Genomic DNA, 1,903 nt, shown 5'->3' with positions numbered 1-1,903 from the left:
TACCTCAGGCGGGTTCCGGCGACGGTCGTGGCCCTGGCACCAATTACTTGGCGCCCTGCTTCTGCATCAGCGTGTAGCCGAACAGTGCCGCGCCCAGCGCGCCGGCGATCTGGCTGTCGATCTTGGTGTCGACGGCCTTGATGCCCAGCAGCTTCTCGATGCGCTTCACGACGCCCGGGTTCTTCGCGATGCCGCCGGTGATGAAGAAGCCTTCCTCGACACCGATCCGCTCCAGCAGGCTCACGACCCGCTCGGCCATCGCCTGGCAGTAAGCCGCGATCACCTTGTTCTTGGTGTAGCCGGCCTTGAGCAGCGCCAGCGCCTCGGATTTCGCGAACACCACGCAGATCGACGACACCGCTTCCGGCTCCTCGTCGACTTCGAAGGAGCGCGGGCCCAGCTCGGCGATGGGGATCTGCATCAGGTCGGAGATGACTTCCATGCCGCGACCGGTACCGGCTGCGCACTTGTCGTTCATCAGGAAGTTGGTGACCTTGCCCTTTTCGTCGCAGTGGATGGCCTTGCAGTCCTGGCCGCCCATGTCGAGGATGGTGCGGACCTTGTTGCCGCCCATGTAGTTCGCGCCGCGGGCATGGCAGGCGATCTCGGTGATCGCCTTGTGGGCGAAGGGCACGTTCACCCGGCCGTAGCCGGTGCCGACGACATGGTGGATGTCCTCGAGCTTCATGCCGATCTTGTCCATGATGCCCTGCAGGGCGTTCTTGGCCGAGTCCGGCGAGTTGTTGCCGGTGCGCATGCTGTTGTAGCCGTACAGCTCGCCGTCACACACCAGCACCGCCTGCGAGGACACCGAGCCGACGTCGATGCCGCAGGTGATGATCTTGGCGTCCTTCCAGTTCTTGGTCTCGTCGAACCAGGTGTTTTCCTGCCAGCGCCAGAATTCCTTCTTCTCGGGGACGGCGGTGGCCAGCTTTACTGCGTCGATTCCTGCATTCATTTGCTTGCTCCTCAAGTCGTGTCCGGTCGGTTCAGTGCAGGCGCTCGGCCGCGATCAGCGCGCAGCCCAGCGCGCTGGCGTATTCGGGCAACTCGGGCAGCAGCACCTCGTCCACCTCCATCGCGTTCTTCAGCGAAGCGACGAACCCGGGGTTGTGACCCATGCCGCCGATCAGCACGACGTTGCCTTCGATGCCGACGCGACGGACCATCGCGCACACCCGGCTCGCCACCGCATCCAGCACCGCCTTGGCGATGTCTTCCTTCGGCGTCGAGGAGTGGATCAGCGACACCACTTCGGATTCCGCGAACACCGTGCATTGCGCGTTCATCGGGATGCTCTTGTCCGACTTCAGGCTCGCCTCGCCGAACTCCTTGAGCGACAGCTGCAGCGCGCGGCTCATCGCCTCGGCGAAGGAGCCGGCGCCGGCGGCGCACTTCTCGTTGCCGGCGAAGTCGATCGCCTTGCCGTCCGAGTCGGTCTTGATGCCGCGACCTTCCTCAGCACCGACGTCCACGACGGTGCGGGCCTGCGGGTACATGTACACCGCGCCGCGCGCGCCAGCGGTCATCTCGGTGACGCCTTCGTTGGCGAAGGCGACCTGGCTGCGGCCGGCGCCGGTGGCAAACACCGACTTCACCTGATCGCGGGTGACGCCCGCGGCCTGCAACGCTGCGTCGTAGGCCTGTTCGGCGGCCTGATCCGCGTCGAGGTCGCCCGGCAGCATCATGTGCGCCTTCTTCACCACCAGCTGCGGCTTGCCTTCCAGGTCCAGCTCTTCGAGCAGCACGACCTTCACGCTGCGCGAACCCATGTCGATTCCTGCTGTGATCATCTTCCTGTCCTCATCTCGTTGGCATTGCTTGTACGATTCTTCGGGCGCGCTGTCGCGGGGTGAACTCCCTCCCCTTCAAGGGGAGGGCTGGGGTGGGGATGGGTTTACGC

Annotated in this window: 2 protein-coding genes; both read right to left on the bottom strand. The window is 64.8% G+C overall.

Going from position 1 to position 1,903, the window contains the following annotated elements; translation table 11 throughout:
* Nucleotides 1-43: 43 nt before the first annotated feature.
* Nucleotides 44-958 (bottom strand): benzoyl-CoA reductase, bzd-type, subunit Q, encoded by a 915-nt coding sequence (gene bzdQ, locus GPA27_RS28175; RefSeq protein ID WP_169143714.1) that lies wholly within the window; start codon nucleotides 956-958, stop codon nucleotides 44-46.
* A gap of 31 nt (nucleotides 959-989) precedes the next feature.
* Complete coding sequence (locus GPA27_RS28170) at nucleotides 990-1,793, bottom strand: acyl-CoA dehydratase activase (RefSeq protein WP_169143713.1); 804 nt, start codon at nucleotides 1,791-1,793, stop codon at nucleotides 990-992.
* Nucleotides 1,794-1,903: the final 110 nt, after the last annotated feature.

Source organism: Aromatoleum toluolicum, assembly GCF_012911005.2.
Taxonomy (GTDB): domain Bacteria; phylum Pseudomonadota; class Gammaproteobacteria; order Burkholderiales; family Rhodocyclaceae; genus Aromatoleum; species Aromatoleum toluolicum.
The sequence above is the reverse complement of the archived record's forward strand: the minus strand, read 5'-3'. Positions and strand labels throughout refer to the sequence as shown.

Bases quoted from the DNA above. Each gene is read 5' to 3' on its own strand.
- GPA27_RS28170 (WP_169143713.1), bottom strand. From the start codon at position 1,793: ATGATCACAGCAGGAATCGACATGGGTTCGCGCAGCGTGAAGGTCGTG.
- bzdQ (WP_169143714.1), bottom strand. From the start codon at position 958: ATGAATGCAGGAATCGACGCAGTAAAGCTGGCCACCGCCGTCCCCGAG.